Annotated in this window: 21 protein-coding genes and 1 tRNA gene; 19 read left to right on the top strand and 3 right to left on the bottom strand. The window is 41.5% G+C overall.

Annotated features, from left to right (window positions below; all coding sequences use genetic code 11):
• Positions 1 to 117: 117 nt before the first annotated feature.
• From groES to LI164_RS07020, 13 genes are all read left to right on the top strand, one after another.
• Positions 118 to 402 carry a co-chaperone GroES gene (gene groES, locus LI164_RS07080; RefSeq protein ID WP_005337820.1) on the top strand — a complete coding sequence of 95 codons (285 nt, stop codon included), beginning with the start codon at positions 118 to 120 and terminating at the stop codon, positions 400 to 402.
• A gap of 68 nt (positions 403 to 470) precedes the next feature.
• Positions 471 to 2,096, top strand: a complete 1,626-nt coding sequence (groL, locus tag LI164_RS07075; protein ID WP_005331654.1) for a chaperonin GroEL — start codon at positions 471 to 473, stop codon at positions 2,094 to 2,096.
• Between the two features lie 174 nt (positions 2,097 to 2,270).
• A complete protein-coding gene (gene guaB / locus LI164_RS07070) occupies positions 2,271 to 3,725 on the top strand; it encodes an IMP dehydrogenase (protein WP_005331653.1) in 1,455 nt (484 codons plus the stop codon).
• Positions 3,726 to 3,955: 230 nt separating this feature from the next.
• Positions 3,956 to 4,654: an N-acetylmuramoyl-L-alanine amidase family protein gene (locus LI164_RS07065; RefSeq protein ID WP_227086922.1), complete on the top strand. Its 699-nt coding sequence runs from the start codon at positions 3,956 to 3,958 to the stop codon at positions 4,652 to 4,654.
• Between the two features lie 116 nt (positions 4,655 to 4,770).
• On the top strand, positions 4,771 to 5,556 hold the full coding sequence (locus LI164_RS07060; protein WP_005331651.1) for a shikimate kinase: 786 nt from the start codon (positions 4,771 to 4,773) through the stop codon (positions 5,554 to 5,556).
• Positions 5,556 to 6,065 (top strand): YqeG family HAD IIIA-type phosphatase, encoded by a 510-nt coding sequence (locus LI164_RS07055; protein WP_005331649.1) that lies wholly within the window; start codon positions 5,556 to 5,558, stop codon positions 6,063 to 6,065. The genes LI164_RS07060 and LI164_RS07055 overlap by 1 nt, the downstream gene beginning before the upstream one ends.
• A gap of 86 nt (positions 6,066 to 6,151) precedes the next feature.
• The gene (efp, locus tag LI164_RS07050; RefSeq protein ID WP_005331647.1) at positions 6,152 to 6,709 is read left to right on the top strand and encodes an elongation factor P; all 558 of its coding nucleotides are present in this window, start codon (positions 6,152 to 6,154) and stop codon (positions 6,707 to 6,709) included.
• A 124-nt stretch (positions 6,710 to 6,833) separates the two neighbouring features.
• On the top strand, positions 6,834 to 7,709 hold the full coding sequence (locus LI164_RS07045; RefSeq protein WP_227086921.1) for a DUF5688 family protein: 876 nt from the start codon (positions 6,834 to 6,836) through the stop codon (positions 7,707 to 7,709).
• A 212-nt stretch (positions 7,710 to 7,921) separates the two neighbouring features.
• Positions 7,922 to 7,993, top strand: a tRNA-Arg gene (locus LI164_RS07040).
• A 35-nt stretch (positions 7,994 to 8,028) separates the two neighbouring features.
• Positions 8,029 to 8,610, top strand: coding sequence for a hypothetical protein (locus LI164_RS07035; RefSeq protein WP_117494770.1), 582 nt, complete (start codon positions 8,029 to 8,031; stop codon positions 8,608 to 8,610).
• Between the two features lie 139 nt (positions 8,611 to 8,749).
• Complete coding sequence (locus LI164_RS07030) at positions 8,750 to 10,012, top strand: S1C family serine protease (RefSeq protein WP_227086920.1); 1,263 nt, start codon at positions 8,750 to 8,752, stop codon at positions 10,010 to 10,012.
• A gap of 36 nt (positions 10,013 to 10,048) precedes the next feature.
• Complete coding sequence (glyA, locus tag LI164_RS07025) at positions 10,049 to 11,284, top strand: serine hydroxymethyltransferase (protein ID WP_117494768.1); 1,236 nt, start codon at positions 10,049 to 10,051, stop codon at positions 11,282 to 11,284.
• 23 nt (positions 11,285 to 11,307) lie between these two features.
• A complete protein-coding gene (locus tag LI164_RS07020; protein WP_005331642.1) occupies positions 11,308 to 11,718 on the top strand; it encodes a hypothetical protein in 411 nt (136 codons plus the stop codon).
• 181 nt (positions 11,719 to 11,899) lie between these two features.
• On the opposite strand, the gene LI164_RS07015 is transcribed toward LI164_RS07020, so the two are convergent.
• Genes LI164_RS07015 through LI164_RS07005 form a run of 3 tightly spaced genes read right to left on the bottom strand, consistent with a single transcriptional unit; the run spans position 11,900 to position 12,959 of the window.
• Positions 11,900 to 12,502 (bottom strand): manganese catalase family protein, encoded by a 603-nt coding sequence (locus LI164_RS07015; RefSeq protein WP_117494766.1) that lies wholly within the window; start codon positions 12,500 to 12,502, stop codon positions 11,900 to 11,902.
• Between the two features lie 3 nt (positions 12,503 to 12,505).
• Positions 12,506 to 12,775, bottom strand: a complete 270-nt coding sequence (locus LI164_RS07010) for a spore coat protein CotJB (protein ID WP_005331640.1) — start codon at positions 12,773 to 12,775, stop codon at positions 12,506 to 12,508.
• On the bottom strand, positions 12,765 to 12,959 hold the full coding sequence (locus tag LI164_RS07005) for a spore coat associated protein CotJA (protein WP_044911804.1): 195 nt from the start codon (positions 12,957 to 12,959) through the stop codon (positions 12,765 to 12,767). The genes LI164_RS07010 and LI164_RS07005 overlap by 11 nt, the downstream gene beginning before the upstream one ends.
• Before the next feature lie 186 nt (positions 12,960 to 13,145).
• Here LI164_RS07005 and LI164_RS07000 point away from each other — a divergent pair, with 186 nt between their 5' ends.
• The 6 genes from LI164_RS07000 to LI164_RS06975 all read left to right on the top strand — a co-directional run bounded on the left by LI164_RS07000 (position 13,146) and on the right by LI164_RS06975 (position 17,805).
• Complete coding sequence (locus LI164_RS07000; protein WP_227086919.1) at positions 13,146 to 14,306, top strand: FtsW/RodA/SpoVE family cell cycle protein; 1,161 nt, start codon at positions 13,146 to 13,148, stop codon at positions 14,304 to 14,306.
• Positions 14,307 to 14,427: 121 nt separating this feature from the next.
• Positions 14,428 to 15,267, top strand: a complete 840-nt coding sequence (locus LI164_RS06995) for a DegV family protein (RefSeq protein ID WP_117657094.1) — start codon at positions 14,428 to 14,430, stop codon at positions 15,265 to 15,267.
• Positions 15,268 to 15,381: 114 nt separating this feature from the next.
• The gene (locus LI164_RS06990; protein ID WP_005331635.1) at positions 15,382 to 15,636 is read left to right on the top strand and encodes a hypothetical protein; all 255 of its coding nucleotides are present in this window, start codon (positions 15,382 to 15,384) and stop codon (positions 15,634 to 15,636) included.
• A gap of 222 nt (positions 15,637 to 15,858) precedes the next feature.
• Positions 15,859 to 16,299, top strand: a complete 441-nt coding sequence (gene mraZ, locus LI164_RS06985; protein WP_029731286.1) for a division/cell wall cluster transcriptional repressor MraZ — start codon at positions 15,859 to 15,861, stop codon at positions 16,297 to 16,299.
• Between the two features lie 11 nt (positions 16,300 to 16,310).
• Positions 16,311 to 17,246, top strand: a complete 936-nt coding sequence (gene rsmH, locus LI164_RS06980) for a 16S rRNA (cytosine(1402)-N(4))-methyltransferase RsmH (RefSeq protein ID WP_005331632.1) — start codon at positions 16,311 to 16,313, stop codon at positions 17,244 to 17,246.
• Between the two features lie 31 nt (positions 17,247 to 17,277).
• Entirely contained in the window at positions 17,278 to 17,805 is a 528-nt protein-coding gene (locus LI164_RS06975; RefSeq protein WP_005331630.1) for a hypothetical protein, read from the top strand.
• The last annotated feature ends 1 nt before the right edge of the window (position 17,806 follow it).

The raw sequence follows: 17,806 nt of genomic DNA, 5'->3' as shown, positions 1-17,806 counted from the left end.
AAAGAGTGTTGACAAAAGAGAAAGAGAGTGCTATTTTATACCTAGAGTTTTTAATAGCACTCTCTTTTTATGAGTGCTAACAACATAAAAGAGATGTTAAAGCAAGGAGGAATAAATATGAAATTAGTACCATTAGGAGACAGAGTCGTATTGAAACAGATCGTGGCTGAGGAGACTACAAAGTCAGGAATCGTATTACCTGGACAGTCTAAAGAAAAACCACAGCAGGCAGAAGTTGTGGCAGTTGGACCAGGCGGAACTGTTGATGGAAAAGAAGTGAAGATGAACGTAACAGTAGGACAGCAGGTTATCTATTCTAAATATGCAGGAACATCTGTTGAGATTGAAGACGAAGAATATATTGTTGTGAAACAGGATGATATTTTAGCAATCATCGAATAAGGAATGTTTGTTAATTTTAAATATTTTGTGTGAAATCAGTAAAGTCTAATTTAGGAGGCAGTTTAATCATGGCAAAGGAAATTAAATACGGAGCAGAAGCAAGAGCAGCCCTGGAAGCAGGAGTAAATCAGTTAGCAGATACAGTAAGAGTGACACTTGGACCAAAAGGACGTAACGTAGTACTTGACAAATCATTTGGTGCACCACTGATTACAAATGATGGTGTTACAATCGCAAAAGAAATCGAGTTAGAAGATCCATTTGAGAATATGGGAGCTCAGATCATCAAAGAAGTTGCATCTAAAACAAATGATGTAGCAGGAGATGGTACAACAACAGCTACTGTACTTGCACAGGCTATGGTACATGAAGGAATGAAGAACCTGGCAGCAGGTGCTAACCCGATCATTCTCCGTAAAGGAATGCAGAAAGCTACAGATGCAGCCGTTGAGGCAATTAAGAACATGTCCAGCAAAGTTAACGGTAAAGACCAGATCGCTAAGGTTGCAGCTATTTCAGCAGCAAGCGAGGAAGTAGGCCAGATGGTAGCAGATGCTATGGAGAAGGTTTCTAACGATGGTGTTATCACAATCGAAGAATCTAAGACAATGAAAACAGAGCTTGACCTTGTAGAAGGAATGCAGTTCGATCGTGGATACATTTCTGCATATATGGCAACAGATATGGATAAGATGGAAGCTAATCTGGAGGATCCATATATTCTGATCACAGATAAGAAAATCAGCAACATTCAGGAAATCCTTCCAGTACTTGAGCAGATCGTTCAGTCAGGATCCAGACTCCTGATCATTGCAGAGGATGTTGAGGGTGAAGCTCTTACAACCCTGATCGTAAATAAACTGCGTGGAACATTCAATGTTGTTGCTGTAAAAGCACCTGGATATGGTGACAGAAGAAAAGAGATGCTCAAAGACATCGCTATTCTGACAGGCGGACAGGTAATTTCTGAGGAGCTTGGATTAGAGCTGAAAGATACTACTATGGATCAGCTTGGACGTGCAAAATCAGTCAAAGTACAGAAAGAGAATACAGTTATCGTAGACGGCTGTGGAGACAAAGATTCCATCCAGGCAAGAGTTGCTCAGATTAAAGCTCAGATTGAGGATACAACATCTGAATTCGATAAAGAAAAACTTCAGGAGAGACTTGCAAAACTGGCAGGCGGAGTTGCAGTAATCCGTGTCGGAGCAGCAACAGAAGTTGAGATGAAAGAAGCAAAACTTCGTATGGAAGATGCTCTGGCAGCAACAAGAGCAGCAGTAGAAGAAGGAATTATCTCCGGTGGCGGTTCTGCATATATCCATGCAGCAAAAGAAGTAGCAAAATATGCTGCAACACTGGAAGGTGATGAAAAGACAGGAGCTAATGTAGTTCTCAAAGCACTGGAGGCTCCATTATTCCACATTGCTGCAAATGCAGGACTGGAAGGCTCTGTTATTATCAATAAAGTATCTGAGTCTGAACCGGGCGTAGGATTTAACGCATTGACAGAAGAGTATGTAGATATGGTAGAGGCAGGAATTCTTGATCCGGCTAAAGTAACAAGAAGTGCACTTCAGAACGCAACAAGTGTAGCATCTACGCTTCTGACAACAGAGTCTTGTGTAGCGAACATCAAAGAAGATACTCCGGCAATGCCAGCAGGCGGCGGAGCAGGCATGGGAATGATGTAAGAATAGTGTATTAGCAATTCTAATAATCATAGATTAGTATTATGAAAACTCCCCCTTTAGGGAGTTTTCTTTTTAATACAATTTGTGGTAAAATAGAGAAAATGGTTGACAAATGCCGACTGTTTTTTGTATCATAGCTTTTAAATATTACAAAGGAAAGTGAGGATAATAATCATGGGAAAGATTATTGGAGAAGGTATTACATTTGATGACGTACTTTTAGTACCAGCTTATTCAGAAGTAATTCCGAATCAGGTTGATCTGTCAACATATCTGACAAAGAAGATCCACCTTAACATACCGATGATGAGTGCAGGTATGGATACGGTTACAGAGCATCGTATGGCAATTGCTATGGCTCGTCAGGGAGGAATCGGTATCATTCATAAGAATATGTCTATTGAGGCTCAGGCTGAAGAGGTAGACAGAGTAAAGCGTTCTGAGAATGGTGTTATTACAGATCCATTTTATCTTTCACCGGATCATACACTGGCAGATGCTAATGAATTAATGGCTAAATTCCGCATTTCAGGTGTGCCGATCACAGAGAACGGAAAGCTGGTCGGTATTATCACGAACCGCGATCTGAAATTTGAGGAAGATTTCTCAAAGAAGATCAAAGAGTCTATGACTTCTGAGGGGCTCATCACAGCACCGGAAGGAATTACACTGGAGGAAGCAAAACGAATCCTTGCAAAAGCAAGAAAAGAGAAACTTCCAATTGTAGATAAGGATTTTCACTTAAAAGGACTTATTACAATTAAAGATATTGAAAAACAGATCAAATACCCTCTTGCAGCAAAGGATTCACAGGGACGTCTTCTTTGTGGTGCTGCTATTGGTATTACAGCAAACTGTATTGAGAGAGCTCAGGAGCTTGTTAATGCAAAGGTTGATGTTGTTGTTCTTGATTCTGCACACGGACATTCAGCAAATGTTATCCGCACAGTGGATATGATCAAGTCTAAATTCCCGGATCTTCAGGTTATTGCTGGTAACGTTGCAACAGGAGCGGCTACAGAGGATCTGATCAAAGCAGGAGCTGATGCAGTTAAGGTTGGTATCGGACCTGGATCCATCTGTACAACACGTATCATCGCAGGTATTGGTGTGCCTCAGATTTCAGCAGTTATGGATTGCTATGAAGCAGCAGATAAATATGGAATTCCGATTATTGCTGATGGAGGAATCAAGTACTCAGGAGATATGACAAAGGCAATTGCAGCCGGAGCAAATGTATGTATGATGGGAAGTATCTTTGCAGGTTGTGACGAGAGCCCTGGAACATTTGAGTTATATCAGGGAAGAAAATACAAGGTTTACCGTGGTATGGGATCTATCTCCGCTATGGAGAACGGAAGTAAAGACCGTTACTTCCAGACAGATGCCAAGAAACTGGTACCGGAAGGTGTCGAAGGACGTGTCGCTTACAAGGGAAGCGTAGAAGATACTGTATTCCAGTTAATGGGAGGTCTTCGTTCCGGTATGGGTTACTGTGGAGCACCGACAATCGAAGATCTGAAGGAAAAAGGAAGATTTGTCAAGATTTCTTCTGCATCATTAAAAGAGAGTCACCCACATGACATCCACATCACAAAAGAAGCTCCGAACTACAGCGTAGACGAGTAAGATCAGTAATTCACTGGTGAGCTGCTTTTGCATTGAAAGATAGAATTTGTGGCTGAGTGAACAGCAGATAATAAAATTCATAAATTAATAAGAATTCATTCATAAAATGTTTCGCTGGAATATGTAGAATATATATCAGATGAGTGATGACTCCACCTCTATAGGTGGCGGGCAGCAAGAATGCCTGGGGCATTCTTGAATCAGAAAAAGGCGGGGCAAAGAACGTGCGGATGAAGAGGAACAGAAAAAGAAGAACTCTAAGCACGACAAAGAAGAAAAGAAAGACCCAGCGGAATATCCGGCTGGGTTTTCTTATTCTTGGAATTGTGCTAGTGGTCATGTTGATTATAAAAATAAATAATCCGGGATTTTTTTCCAATAAGTATTATGAGGTGGATACGAAAGCAGTGGATGCATCAAAGCCTGATATTGACGTGGAGCTTCTGACACCGAATCCATATTCCAGATCGCAGGAGAAGACAGACAAGATTACAGGGATTGTTATTCACTATACAGCTAATCCTGGAGCAACGGCTATAGGTAACCGGAATTATTTTGAAGGGTTAAAAGACAGTCACGAGACGAAAGCCAGCAGTAATTTCGTGGTGGGACTGAACGGGGAGATCGTGCAGTGTATTCCGACCTGGGAAGTGGCGTATGCATCGAATGACAGGAATTATGATACAGTATCCATCGAATGTTGCCATCCGGATGCGACTGGAAAGTTTAACGATGTGACTTATCGTTCTATGGTCCAACTGACAGCGTGGCTTTGTCTGAAGTTCAACCTGACAGAAGAAGATGTGATCCGCCACTATGATGTGACTGGGAAAATCTGTCCGAAATATTTTGTGGAAAATGAAGGCGCATGGGATCAGTTCCGGAAAGATGTAAAGTCAGCTATGGCGATGAACAAGAATCCGGAATAGGAATGAATAGAAAAAATAAGGCAGTTGCGAAATAAGATAATTGTTGGTATAATACACCCGGTAAGACAGAAAAGAAGTGGATAAAGAGGCCACATTTGACACAGGAGTAATATACGATGAATGATTTGGAAATGTACAGAGAGAGTCTGGCGCTTTGTGATGATAAGATTATTGATGCACTTGTTGAAAGAAGTAAAATAGTAGAAAAAATCATGGCATATAAAGAGGAATATGGTATGCCGATTTTACAGCCGCAGCAGGAGGCAAAACAGGCCTTGAGACTGGAAGAAAAGCTGAATGATAATAAGTACAGAGAAGAGATTATGGATATCTTTGAATGTATCCGTATGAACAGCAAGAAGATTCAGGCAAGAAAGTTATTCGATTACAATATTGTAATGATCGGATTTATGGGAGCTGGAAAATCAACAGTGGCAGAGTATTTAAGTACCATGTTTGCTATGGAAGTTGTAGAGATGGATCAGGAAATTGTGAAAGAGGAAGGAATGAGTATTCCGGACATTTTTGCAACTTATGGCGAAGAATATTTCCGTAACTGTGAGACAGAACTCCTGAAGAAAATGCAGAGCCGCAAAAATGTACTCATTTCCTGCGGAGGCGGAGTTGTACTTCGAGAATGCAATGTAGAACAGATGAAGAAGAATGGAAGAGTCGTTCTTTTGACTGCCAGTCCGGAGGAAGTTTATGAGCGCGTGAAAGATTCTGACGACAGACCGGTTCTCGCAGGACGAAAGAATGTAAAAGGTATTGCAGAATTGATGGAGGCACGTCGTGAAAAATATGAGGCAGCAGCCGATATTATTGTCAATACGGATCACAAGACTGTTCTTCAGGTGTGTGAAGAGTTAGTACAGAGACTGACAGAAATGGATGGAGAGTAATGTTTGACAGATTTTTCCCGGATAGATATGTGGCTTCCACATATGTGATTGATTTTGAAAAATTATATGAAGAAGGATATCGTGGCCTGATCTTTGATATTGACAATACACTTGTACCGCATGGAGCACCGGCTGATGCGAGGGCAATCGCACTCTTTGACAGATTAAAAAAGATTGGATTTAAATGTTGTCTCATTTCCAATAATCAGGAGCCGCGTGTAAAGATGTTCAATGAGCCGATTCAAGTAGATTATGTGTACAATGCGCACAAGCCATCAACAAAGAATTACCGGAAGGCTATGGAGATTATGGGGACTGATGAGACAAACAGTGTGTTTATCGGAGATCAGTTATTTACGGATGTCTGGGGCGCAAAAAGAACGGGGATTTCCAATATTCTTGTGAAACCGATTCACCCAAAAGAAGAGATTCAGATTGTGCTGAAGAGATATTTGGAGAAGATTGTGTTGTATTTTTATGCAAGAAGTAAGAAACAGGCGAAAAAATAGTTGAAAAAAGGCACAATCTATTATAAAATGGTAAAAGTGAAAACGTATAAAGTGCCATTCGGGTGCGATTAAGGAGGATATATACAATGGCTGATGCTTATATTGAAAAAGGTACGACGTATGAGATCGACGGAAAGGTATATGAATGTCTGGAATTCTTACATGTAAAACCAGGTAAAGGTTCTGCTTTCGTCCGTACAAAACTGAAAGATGTTATCAACGGTGGTGTTGTTGAGAGAACATTTAACCCATCTAAAGATGTATTAAAGAAAGCATTTATCGAGAGAAAGACAATGCAGTATTCCTATGTTGACGGAAACCTGTATTACTTCATGGACAACGAGACATTCGAGCAGATTCCGGTTGATTCTGAGGATGTTGGAGATAGCCTGAAGTTCGTAAAAGAAGGAACAGACGTAACTCTGAAATCATATCAGGGTAAAGTATTTGCAATTGACCCACCGACAACTGTTGAGCTTCTGATCACAGAGTCTGAGCCGGGCGTAAAAGGTAACACAGCAACAGGTGCTACAAAACCGGCTATCGTTGAGACTGGTGCGCAGGTTATGGTTCCTCTGTTCGTTAATGAGGGAGAGGTCATCAAGATTGATACACGTTCCGGCGAGTATCTTTCAAGAGCATAAGCTTAAGGAAAACATAAGAAAAACAAACGACAAAAGCCTTGCATTTTTTGCAGGGCTTTTTTATAATTCTAATACCATAATATTTGAAACACAGAAACTGCTGCTGTCTGAGGAAAGGAGATATATGGATTATAAGCAGTTTTTAGAGACAGTAGAGAAAAAAGTAAGAGAGAACATGGGGGCACACATCAGAGTCAGCACACGTACCGTGAAGAAGAATAACGGAACCGAGCGGAGCGGGCTTCTGATTGAGGATGACAGTACGAATATTTCACCGACCATCTATCTGGAAGAATATTATCAACAGTTCCTTAGCGGCAAAGGAGTTGATAAGATTGCAAAAGAAGTGGCCGATTTGTATGAGGATTTGAAAGTTGACCGGCCGTGGGATGAGCAGAAGCTTGGAGAATACGATAAAATCAAGGAAAAAGTGATTTATCGTCTGATTGGTCGTGAGGCAAATGAAGAACTCCTTCAGGAAGTGCCATATGTGCCATATCTTGATCTGGCAATTATCTTTTGTGTACTTTTTGAAGCAGGAGATTATGGCATGGCGACAATGATGATCCGTAACCGGCATCTGAAACTGTGGCATGTGACAAAAGAGGATATTTATCATCAGGCAAGATATAATACATGGCATGAACTTCCGGGAGAATTTCTGACTATGAGTGATCTGATTGCGGAACTTACAGGAATAAAGGAGAAATGTCCGGAAGAACCTATGTATGTATTGACGAATCAGATCCGCAATTATGGAGCATCAGCAATTCTGTATCCAGACAGACTTGCGGGTATCAGTTTATGTCTTAAAGAGAATTTCTATGTGGTTCCAAGTAGTGTCCATGAGATGATCATAGTGCCGGAGAGTGTTTCGCCGGGACGGAGAATGCTGACAGAGATGTTAAGAGAAGTCAATGAGACACAGGTACCGGACGAAGATATTTTGTCAGATCATGTTTATTATTATGACAGAAAAGAACGAAGATTGCGATTATAAGAAAAGTGAAGAGCAGTCAATGCAAGTAGCGAAAGATAATCTATGATATAGAAGAGTATTATGATTGGTGTATGGGAGCGCCAGCGGTCAGGAATGCCGAAGGCGCTCTTGCTATAATGTTATAATGATTCGAATTGTGTAGAAAATTATCTCATGTATTTACTTTACTTTGTGAGATAAATGTGTTACTATTACAAAGTCAAATTGACCAGGCACCCGTAGCTCAGGGGATAGAGCACCGCCCTCCGGAGGCGGGAGCGGCGGTTCGAATCCGCCCGGGTGTGTATGAATAACGAGTACTGATGTGTGGAGGAGATCTATGAAGAGAAGGTGGATTGTCCTCCTGCTTCTTTTTATGACGATAGGAGCAGCGGGGTATGGATTTACCAGAGAAGAAGCACAGAAGGTACAAAAGACAAGTTCGTTGAAGATACAGGCTGTTTATCTAGAATGTGAATCAGAAGAGGCAAATCCGCTTTTGGAAGATGCAGTTTTGGAAGTGAATCGGGCAGTAGAAGAACACTTTGCGAAGATGCAGGAAGAGACAGGCTATGTAGAAGCTTATCATAATCTGCATGTGTATACAAAGGAAGGAAAAGATGCGGATACATATGTGACATTTGTGACATACGATATGAAAATCCGAGGGATTTATACAGAAGTACCAGGACTTGCAACATTTTATGCAAAAAAAGAAAAGGACAAGATGCAGGTAATCTCAGATCCAAAAGAGAGTGACGTACAGAGATACATTGCAAGACTTACGAAACACCAGGATGTTCAGAATCTGTTCCGGAAAGTGAATGAGGAGTATAATGGAGCACTTCAGTCCGATGCACTTTTGCGGGAGGCGTTGAGCGAATTGCAGAATGCATATGGAAGTACGGAAGATAACGGTTAAATATTTTAGAAATAGAGAAGTATGCTGTCAGAAGCATGCTTCTTTTTTAAATTTATAGATTTGACAAGATTTCATCACAATTCGAACACATTTAAACGATACAATCTATTACAGAAATGAAGGAAAGGAGATTATTGATATGGAAAATCAATATACTTATTATAAACCAGAACCTGATGACATGAATGGTATGAACGAGGAAACGCCAAAGCCAAAAAAGAACCGAAAGGTGCCAAAACCAGTGAAACTTGTATGCGCCGGAGTTGCATTTGGTCTTGTGGCAAGTGTAACATTCCAGACAGGAAATTATGTGGGAACAAAAGTGTTCGGCACAACAACTACAAACGGTAAGACTGCCAAGACAGCACAGACAGTGGATGGTGCGAAACTAACAACATCATCAAGCAGTACAGGAACTTCCGATATTGCAACGATTGCAAAGAATGCAATGCCATCTATCGTATCTATTACGAATATGAGCGTTCAGGAAGTACAGAGTTTCTTCGGAGGAACACAGCAACAGGAGAGTACAAGTGTCGGATCTGGTATTATTATCGGCCAGACAGATAGCGAACTTCTGATCCTTACAAATAATCATGTAGTGGAAGGCAATGAAAAGCTTACAGTTTCTTTTGTAGATAATGAAAGTGTTGAGGCCAATGTAAAAGGAACTGATTCCACAAAAGATCTTGCAGTTGTGGCTGTCAAGATCAGCGATGTGAAAGATTCTACTATGGATGAGATCGCAGTTGCGACAATGGGAGATTCCAGTAAGCTTGAGGTAGGTGAACAGGTCGTCGCAATCGGTAATGCACTTGGTTATGGACAGTCTGTAACATCAGGTATCGTATCTGCAACGGAGCGGACACTGGACGGTTATGAAGGAGGTACTCTGATTCAGACAGATGCAGCAATCAACCCTGGTAACAGTGGCGGAGCACTTTTGAACTCTAACGGTGAAGTTATTGGAATTAATACCGCAAAAGTTGCAACAGATAGTGTAGAAGGTATGGGCTATGCTATTCCAATTTCTGATGCAAGCGATACGATCCAGAATTTGATGAATCAGGAGACAAAGACAAAAGTGTCTGAGGCAGAACAAGGATATCTTGGAATCCAGGGTGTAGATGTCTCGGATGAAAGTGCCAAGATGTATAATATGCCTACTGGAGTTTATATTTCCGATGTTGTAAAGAATGGTGGAGCCCAGCAGGCAGGTCTGACAAAAGGCAGTGTTATTACAGGACTTGAGGGAACCACAATCAGCGATATGAATTCACTGAAAGAACAGCTTCAGTATTATCGTGTGGGTGATAAAGTCAAGGTAACAGTACAGGTTCCTGGAAATAATGGCGAATATACTGAAAAAACTGTCGAAGTAACACTTGGAAGTAAATCATAAAAATGATATAATTGTCCCCATAGGAGGGACAGGACTATGTATACATTTGATGAAATTGAAAAGACAGACAGCGAAATAGCAGATGCGATCAAGGCAGAGATGGAAAGACAGAACTCACACATCGAGCTGATCGCATCTGAAAACTGGGTAAGTAAAGCAGTCATGGCGGCTATGGGAAGTCCGCTGACGAACAAATATGCAGAGGGGTATCCGGGAAAGAGATATTATGGCGGCTGCCAGTGTGTAGATGTTGTAGAGAATCTTGCCAGAGACAGAGCGAAAGAGTTATTTGGCTGTGAGTATGCAAATGTTCAGCCACATTCAGGAGCACAGGCAAACCTGGCAGTATTTTTTGCAATGCTGGAGCCGGGAGATAAAGTAATGGGAATGAATCTGGATCATGGCGGACATCTGACACATGGCTCACCGGTCAATATTTCCGGAAAATATTTTAATATTGTGTCCTATGGTGTCAATGAAGAAGGCGTGATCGATTATGATAATGTAAGAGAGATTGCTTTGAGAGAAAGACCGAAGTTAATTGTCGCAGGAGCAAGTGCTTACGCGAGAACAATTGATTTTAAAAAATTCCGTGAGATTGCAGACGAAGCAGGCGCATATCTGATGGTAGATATGGCTCATATTGCAGGTCTTGTTGCAGCAGGACTGCATCCAAGCCCGATTCCATATGCTCATGTGACAACGACAACGACTCACAAGACTCTTCGTGGACCAAGAGGAGGTATGATCCTGTGTAACCAGGAGGCAGCAGATAAGTTCAACTTTAACAAAGCTGTATTCCCGGGAATACAAGGCGGACCATTGGAACATGTTATTGCTGGAAAAGCAGTATGCTTCAAAGAGGCATTACAGCCAGAGTTTAAAGAATATCAACAGCAGATTCTGAAAAACGCACAGGCACTCTGCAAAGGATTACAGTCCCGTGGCGTGAAAATCATTTCCGGAGGAACAGACAATCATCTGATGCTTGTAGATCTTCGCGATGAAGAGGTGACGGGAAAAGAGCTGGAGCGTCGTCTTGATGAAGCTCATATTACCTGCAACAAGAATACAATTCCGAACGATCCACGTTCACCATTTGTTACAAGTGGTGTAAGACTCGGAACACCAGCCGTTACAACAAGAGGCATGGTAGAAGAGGATATGGATGTGATTGCGGAAGGTATTGCACTTGTGATTAAGAGTGAGGATAATATTGAAAAAGTACGCGAGATGGTAAAAGGTCTGACTGACAAATATCCATTGATCTAAGAGATAGATAACAGGAGGTATTGATGATGAAGTGTCCAACATGTGGCGGACCATTGAAACCAAGCAAAAAAGATCCGGATTATCTGCTTTGCTATACATGTAAGAAAAAATTTAAAGTTCCACAGCATCAGGCGAAAGATGTGGCTCCGAAAACAGAGCGTATGTCTGCGAAGAAAGAGGCTGGTAGAAGAGATAGTGCGAAAAAAGATAGCGCAAGAAAAGAGAATGTAAAGAAGGAACGTTCTGTAAGAGAACAGAAGTATTCCAATATTCCGCCAAAGGAAGTACGTGATAAGCGGGAACGCGAGATGAAAAAAGCGTATGATGACATGCTTTCTGTTGAGGAAGAGAAGGTGTCTAAAGCACCGATTATTATTCTTGCGATTGCAATTATCGTAGTGGCAGCAGTTATTGTGTATATGTTATTAAAGTAAGATGTAAAAGCTGAAAATTTTCTTTAGGAGCCTTTCCTGAATTTTTTACAGAAACTGAGATTAATATTTTGTTATAGAAACTGAGAGTGTGGATGATCCACACTCTCATTATTATTTTGCAGGAGACTGCGTATACTTTCGGAAGGTATCGTTGGACATTTTTGGCTAATTGAATTAAGAATTAAGATTTAAGATCAAATTCAGGATTAATTGCATAGAAGTTCTTACTATCCAAGTGATCCTGGATGATTCGGAGACTTTCGCCAAATCTTTGGTAATGTACGATTTCACGTTCTCTGAGAAAACGAATCGGATCGCAGACTTCAGGATCTTTTACAAGCCGTAAAATATTGTCATAAGTCGTTCGTGCTTTTTGCTCTGCTGCAAGGTCTTCATGTAGATCTGTGATAGGATCACCTTTTGACTGAAATGTTGTTGCGCTCCAAGGTGTGCCGCTGGCTGCCTGAGGCCAAAGTGCTAACGTGTGGTCAACATAATATTGGTCGAATCCAGATTCCTTTAATTGTTCAGGTGTCAGGTCGCGGGTAAGCTGGTGCACAATGGCGCAAATCATCTCGAGATGGGCAAGTTCCTCAGTACCGATATCTGTCAGTATTCCTGTTACTTCCTTATATGGCATCGTGTATCGTTGAGAGAGATATCTCATAGATGCGCCTAATTCTCCATCAGGTCCACCATATTGCGTCAGTATAATCTGTGCGATTTTTGGGTTTGTTTTTGTGATTTTCACCGGATACTGTAATCTTTTTTCATAATTCCACATAGACTAGCACCCTCCTTCCTGCCATGGCCACGGTGTATCAATCCATTTCCACTTATCAGCAGGAGTACACATGGTATCCAGTGTCAATGGACCATAATACTTTGCATATTCCTGAAGTGCCTGCATTCTTTGATTTTTAAATTCCTCGTAAAATTCTAAGGCTTCTGTGTTACATGGGTGAGTGTCCAGAAACAATTTTGTATCATCGCATACAAAACTCACAGTGTTGATCCAGTCCAGAAGCTCTGCTTTGCAAGGTCTGTTATCTGCCATTTTGACAACCTCCTATTCCACGGAAAGGTTTATCCAGATCCTGAAAAATAGTTCCTCTTCGTAATCCTTTTTCAGCCTCATAAATATTTCGCCATTTCGTCCATGGTACATAGGCCATAGTCACAGGCATTTGATCTAATGCTATACCTGCACATAATTCTCGACTGGAATCTGGCTGTCTCATACAGCCTCTGGAATTTCCTGATGAGCGATAACGGTAATTTTGCATTTTCCATATTCCTTTCATAACTGATTGCACTATCATATTATGTTTCAATCTGAAAAACTGTGAATTTACTGTACTCATGAATTATCTGTTGTTTTTGAAAGCGTGTCCCGTTATAATAGAAACGATTGGAGAGTATAAAAAATGACAGAAAGAAAAAAGAAAAAAAGAAATACAAGGAATGTTAAGAGTGCAGACCAGTATTTTGACTACAGTATGTTGGCTGTTCTGATTTTTTTGATTTGTTTTGGATTGGTAATGCTATTTAGTACCAGTTCTTATAGTGCCCTGATAAAACAAGGGGACAGTATGTTCTATTTAAAGCGCCAGTTGATTTTCTGTGTGGTTGGTTTTTTTGGAATGATAATCGTATCAACAATAGATTATCATTACTATATTAAATTGGCGAAACCGTTGTATTGGTTTTCAATCTTTCTGATGGCGTTAGTTAAGACGCCGCTCGGAAAGACGGTCAATGGAGCGAGAAGGTGGTTGAGACTTCCGGGAAATCAGCAGTTCCAGCCGGCAGAGGTTGCAAAAATCGCAGTAATTTTGTTTATACCGGTAGTGATTATTGAACTTGGTAAAGAGGCAAAGACCCTGAATGGTATTTTGAAGACACTGGCTTGGGGTGGATTCAATGCTGCGTGCGTATATATTCTTACAGATAACCTAAGTACAGGTATGATTGTACTTGGAATTACATGTATTCTTATTTTTGTTATGCACCCAAAGACGAAACCGTTTCTGATGCTTGTTGGAGCCGGTGTGGTAGTGGCCTCAGCTGGAGTGTTTGTTTTGTCGAAGACTCTGGAGACAAGTACAAGCTTCCGACTTCGCCGTGTCATTGCATGGCTGCACCCGGAAAAATATGCTTCAGACGGAAGTTATCAGACTTTGCAGGGACTGTACGCAATCGGTTCTGGCGGATTCTTTGGAAAAGGGTTAGGAAACAGTGCTCAGAAAATGATCATTCCAGAGGTGCAAAATGACATGATTTTGTCAGCAATCTGTGAGGAACTGGGAGTGTTTGGTGTTATTATGATCCTTGTGATTTTTGGATTGCTTTTATACAGATTGTTGTTTATTGCCCAGAATGCGCCAGATGTGTATGGTTATATGATTGTAACTGGAATTTTTGCTCATATTGCACTTCAGGTCATATTAAATGTAGCGGTTGTGACTAATGTTATTCCCAATACGGGAATTACATTACCGTTTATCAGTTATGGAGGTACGTCGGTTCTCTTCCTGATGGCAGAAATGGGAATAGCTCTTGGAGTATCAAGAAAAATTAAAATATAAATATTTCTTTTCTTTCTATAATAAATGTGCTATATTACTAATGTAGTAATAGAAACTACATATAATAGAAATGAACACGTGTCTTTGAGATATAGATAAGATACTAAGTCGGGAGGCAAGTATGAGTTATAAAGTGATTGTGGATAGTTGTGGAGAATTAACGCCGGAGATGAAAGCTTCCGGTATTTTTGAGACAGCGTCATTGACAATAGAAGTAGGGGGACACCATATTGTAGATGATGAGACATTTGACCAGAAGCAGTTCTTGCAATACGTGGCAGAAGCAGCAGAATGTCCCAAGTCTTCTTGTCCATCACCGGAAAAATATATGGAAAAGTATGACTGTGATGTGGATCGGGTGTACGCAGTGACATTGTCAGCAGAACTGAGTGGTTCTTATAACAGCGCAGTTCTTGGCATGAATCTGTATCATGAGGAGCACGGCGAGAAGAATATCCATGTTTTTAATTCGTGTTCTGCATCGATTGGAGAGACGTTGATTGCGTTGAAGATTCGTGAATGCGAGGAGCAGGGTATGACATATGAACAGGTCATAGAGACGGTGGAAGCATACATCGAATCCCAGCATACATATTTTGTGCTGGAGACACTGGACACATTGAGAAAGAACGGGAGATTGACAGGAATTAAGGCGCTTGTTGCGACAGCTCTGAATATTAAGCCGGTCATGGGAGCTACTCCGGAAGGGACAATTTATCAGATCGGGCAGGGGCGTGGCATGAAAAAATCCCTTGGCAAGATGGCAGAAAGTGTGCTGGCTGAGCTGTCAGATCCGCAGAATAAGATACTTGCAATTTCCCATTGTAACTGCCCGGAACGTGCAGAAGCGTTTAAAGAGCTGTTGGTGAAACATGCAACATTTAAAGATGTGATTGTTTTGGATACGGCGGGGATCAGTAGTATGTATGCTAACGACGGCGGTATCATTGTAGTTGTGTAGGATTCGCAGGACTCAGGCTTTACAACTCAGGCTTTGATAGTAAAATCTGGTTGTACAAATGCGTGGGATGTGCTACAATATGAAAAGCGAACATAGACAAGGAGCATTTGAATTATGAGCCAGGCAAAAGTGGATAGATATAAAGAAGAAAAAGCAAACAGAAAGAAAGTCATGCGCAAGGAGAAGATTGCCAACAGACTTCGCAAGTGTGCGGTGGCAGTTGCAGCAGCAGCGCTTGTTGTGTGGATTGGATATTCTGCTTACAATATGTATGAGTCCAGCAGACCGGTGAAAGAAGCGGAAGTGAATTATCAGTCTGTAGATACATTTAATCAGGAGATTGCCACTGCAGCAACAACAGCTGAGTAACAGATAGAGGGTATACAGATAAGAAGTGAAATTGCATATTAGAAGATAAATCAGAGAACTGAAGAAATTCGGTTCTCTTTTTTTGTGCAAAACAGGAAAAAGTGCTTGAAATAGGTGGAAAAGTGTTTTACAATGGTTTCAAGTGGTAGAAAGTGGTGATGAGTGGTACAAAGTGGTGGAGATGTGGAGAAAATATCCGCCATGGGAGAGAAGGTGAGTTTCATGTTGAAAGGAGAGTACAGTCATAATATTGACGCAAAGGGAAGATTGATCATTCCTGCAAAGTTTCGTGACGATCTAGGGGAGAATTTCGTCATAACAAAAGGAATGGAAAATTGCCTTTATGTATATCCGGAAGATGAATGGAACGACTTCGAAAAGAAACTCAATGCATTACCAACCACTACAGATAAGAAAGCCCGCGCTTTTGCCTATTTCTTTCAGGGAAGCGCAGCAGACGGCGAACTTGATAAACAAGGTCGTACTCTGATTCCTTCTGTGCTCAGAACCTATGCAAAACTTGATAAGGAAGTTGTGTTTGTCGGTATGGGGAAGCGTGCCGAGATATGGGACAAGGCCAGATGGGATGAAAAGAATGCTGAAGTGGAGCTTAACATTGAAGAGATTGCATCGGATATGGAAGCAAGCGGGTTCAGTATCTAGAGGGAGAAGATATGGAATTCAAACACAAATCAGTATTACTAAATGAGACAATTGACGGACTGAACATTAAGCCGGACGGAATCTATGTAGATGGAACGCTCGGTGGAGGCGGACATGCATACGAAGTGTGCAGACGTCTCGGAGAAAAGGGGAGTATTGTAGGAATAGACCAGGACGCTGCAGCAATCGAGGCTGCAAGTGCCCGATTAAAAGACTTCGGGGAGAAGGTTACAATAGTCCGGAGCAACTATTGTGATATGAAGTCAAAGCTCCATGAACTGGGAATTGACAAAGTAGATGGGATCGTGCTTGATCTGGGCGTATCATCATATCAGCTTGATACGGCAGAACGGGGATTCTCCTATCGGGAAGATGCACCTCTGGATATGAGAATGGATACACGTCAGAAGATGACGGCCAGAGACATCGTCAATGACTACACAGAAGCAGATCTTTACCGAGTGATTCGCGATTACGGGGAGGACAAGTTCGCGAAGAACATAGCCAAGCACATTGTGCAGGCTCGCGCGGTGAAGCCTGTAGAGACGACAGCGGAATTGTCGGAGATTATCCGTGCATCAATTCCCATGAAGTTTCAGAAAAAGTCTGGACATCCTGCAAAGAGGACGTTTCAGGCAATACGCATCGAGTTGAACAGAGAACTTGATGTGTTACGCGATTCGCTGGACGATATGATCGATCTGCTGAATCCGGGCGGGAGATTATGCATTATTACATTTCATTCGTTGGAGGACCGTATTGTGAAGAGTGCGTTCCGAAAGAATGAAAATCCATGTACCTGTCCACCGGACTTTCCGGTTTGCGTATGTGGGAAAAAATCAAAAGGGAGTATTATAACAAAGAAGCCGATTCTGCCAAGTGAAGAGGAACTTGAGTACAACAGCAGATCTAAGAGTGCGAAGCTTCGTATTTTTGAACATTGCTAAAGTCGGCGGATAGATAATTGAGGTGAGTATTATGGCAGCGGGAAGAACCGTGCATACACAAAAGAATAGAGTGAACAGACAGGGACAGTATGTGTATGGCAATGTTGTGACAAAGCCGTCATATGAGCCACAGAGACGAACGAGTGCTCCAAAGAGAAAGAAGAATGTAAGCAGACGGGTCAGCCAAAATCGAAAAAAGGCTCTGGCTATGAACCGTGCTTATGTAACATTTCTTGCGGTGGCAGCAATATTTGCACTGATCCTGTGCGTGAATTATGTGCAGATGCAGTCAAGAATTACAAGTCATTCAAAAGAAGTAAGTTCCTTGCAGAAGGAGCTTGCAGATTTGAAGGAGCAGAACAATACGAAGTATAATTCAGTGATGGATTCTGTAAATTTAGATGAAATCCGAGAGAAAGCTATGAATGAACTTGGTATGGTATATGCGACTTCTGATCAGGTGATTGAATATGAAAGCCCTTCTGGAGATTATGTGAAGCAATACGAAGGAATTCCGGAGGATGGAGTACTTGCCCAGTCTGATAAGAATGCGAAATAGG

The organism is Dorea sp. 210702-DFI.3.125, from assembly GCF_020560945.1.
Lineage (GTDB): Bacteria > Bacillota > Clostridia > Lachnospirales > Lachnospiraceae > Dorea > Dorea formicigenerans.
Note: the sequence above shows the minus strand (reverse complement) of the source record. Positions and strands in the feature narration are given on the sequence as shown.

Bases quoted from the DNA above. Each gene is read 5' to 3' on its own strand.
- LI164_RS06995 (WP_117657094.1), top strand. From the start codon at position 14,428: ATGAGTTATAAAGTGATTGTGGATAGTTGTGGAGAATTAACGCCGGAG.
- LI164_RS07000 (WP_227086919.1), top strand. From the start codon at position 13,146: ATGACAGAAAGAAAAAAGAAAAAAAGAAATACAAGGAATGTTAAGAGT.
- LI164_RS07015 (WP_117494766.1), bottom strand. From the start codon at position 12,502: ATGTGGAATTATGAAAAAAGATTACAGTATCCGGTGAAAATCACAAAA.
- LI164_RS07035 (WP_117494770.1), top strand. From the start codon at position 8,029: ATGAAGAGAAGGTGGATTGTCCTCCTGCTTCTTTTTATGACGATAGGA.
- LI164_RS07005 (WP_044911804.1), bottom strand. From the start codon at position 12,959: ATGAGACAGCCAGATTCCAGTCGAGAATTATGTGCAGGTATAGCATTA.
- mraZ (WP_029731286.1), top strand. From the start codon at position 15,859: ATGTTGAAAGGAGAGTACAGTCATAATATTGACGCAAAGGGAAGATTG.
- LI164_RS07030 (WP_227086920.1), top strand. From the start codon at position 8,750: ATGGAAAATCAATATACTTATTATAAACCAGAACCTGATGACATGAAT.
- groL (WP_005331654.1), top strand. From the start codon at position 471: ATGGCAAAGGAAATTAAATACGGAGCAGAAGCAAGAGCAGCCCTGGAA.
- LI164_RS06975 (WP_005331630.1), top strand. From the start codon at position 17,278: ATGGCAGCGGGAAGAACCGTGCATACACAAAAGAATAGAGTGAACAGA.
- glyA (WP_117494768.1), top strand. From the start codon at position 10,049: ATGTATACATTTGATGAAATTGAAAAGACAGACAGCGAAATAGCAGAT.
- groES (WP_005337820.1), top strand. From the start codon at position 118: ATGAAATTAGTACCATTAGGAGACAGAGTCGTATTGAAACAGATCGTG.
- LI164_RS06990 (WP_005331635.1), top strand. From the start codon at position 15,382: ATGAGCCAGGCAAAAGTGGATAGATATAAAGAAGAAAAAGCAAACAGA.
- LI164_RS07055 (WP_005331649.1), top strand. From the start codon at position 5,556: ATGTTTGACAGATTTTTCCCGGATAGATATGTGGCTTCCACATATGTG.
- rsmH (WP_005331632.1), top strand. From the start codon at position 16,311: ATGGAATTCAAACACAAATCAGTATTACTAAATGAGACAATTGACGGA.
- LI164_RS07020 (WP_005331642.1), top strand. From the start codon at position 11,308: ATGATGAAGTGTCCAACATGTGGCGGACCATTGAAACCAAGCAAAAAA.
- LI164_RS07060 (WP_005331651.1), top strand. From the start codon at position 4,771: ATGAATGATTTGGAAATGTACAGAGAGAGTCTGGCGCTTTGTGATGAT.
- LI164_RS07065 (WP_227086922.1), top strand. From the start codon at position 3,956: ATGAAGAGGAACAGAAAAAGAAGAACTCTAAGCACGACAAAGAAGAAA.
- guaB (WP_005331653.1), top strand. From the start codon at position 2,271: ATGGGAAAGATTATTGGAGAAGGTATTACATTTGATGACGTACTTTTA.
- efp (WP_005331647.1), top strand. From the start codon at position 6,152: ATGGCTGATGCTTATATTGAAAAAGGTACGACGTATGAGATCGACGGA.
- LI164_RS07045 (WP_227086921.1), top strand. From the start codon at position 6,834: ATGGATTATAAGCAGTTTTTAGAGACAGTAGAGAAAAAAGTAAGAGAG.
- LI164_RS07010 (WP_005331640.1), bottom strand. From the start codon at position 12,775: ATGGCAGATAACAGACCTTGCAAAGCAGAGCTTCTGGACTGGATCAAC.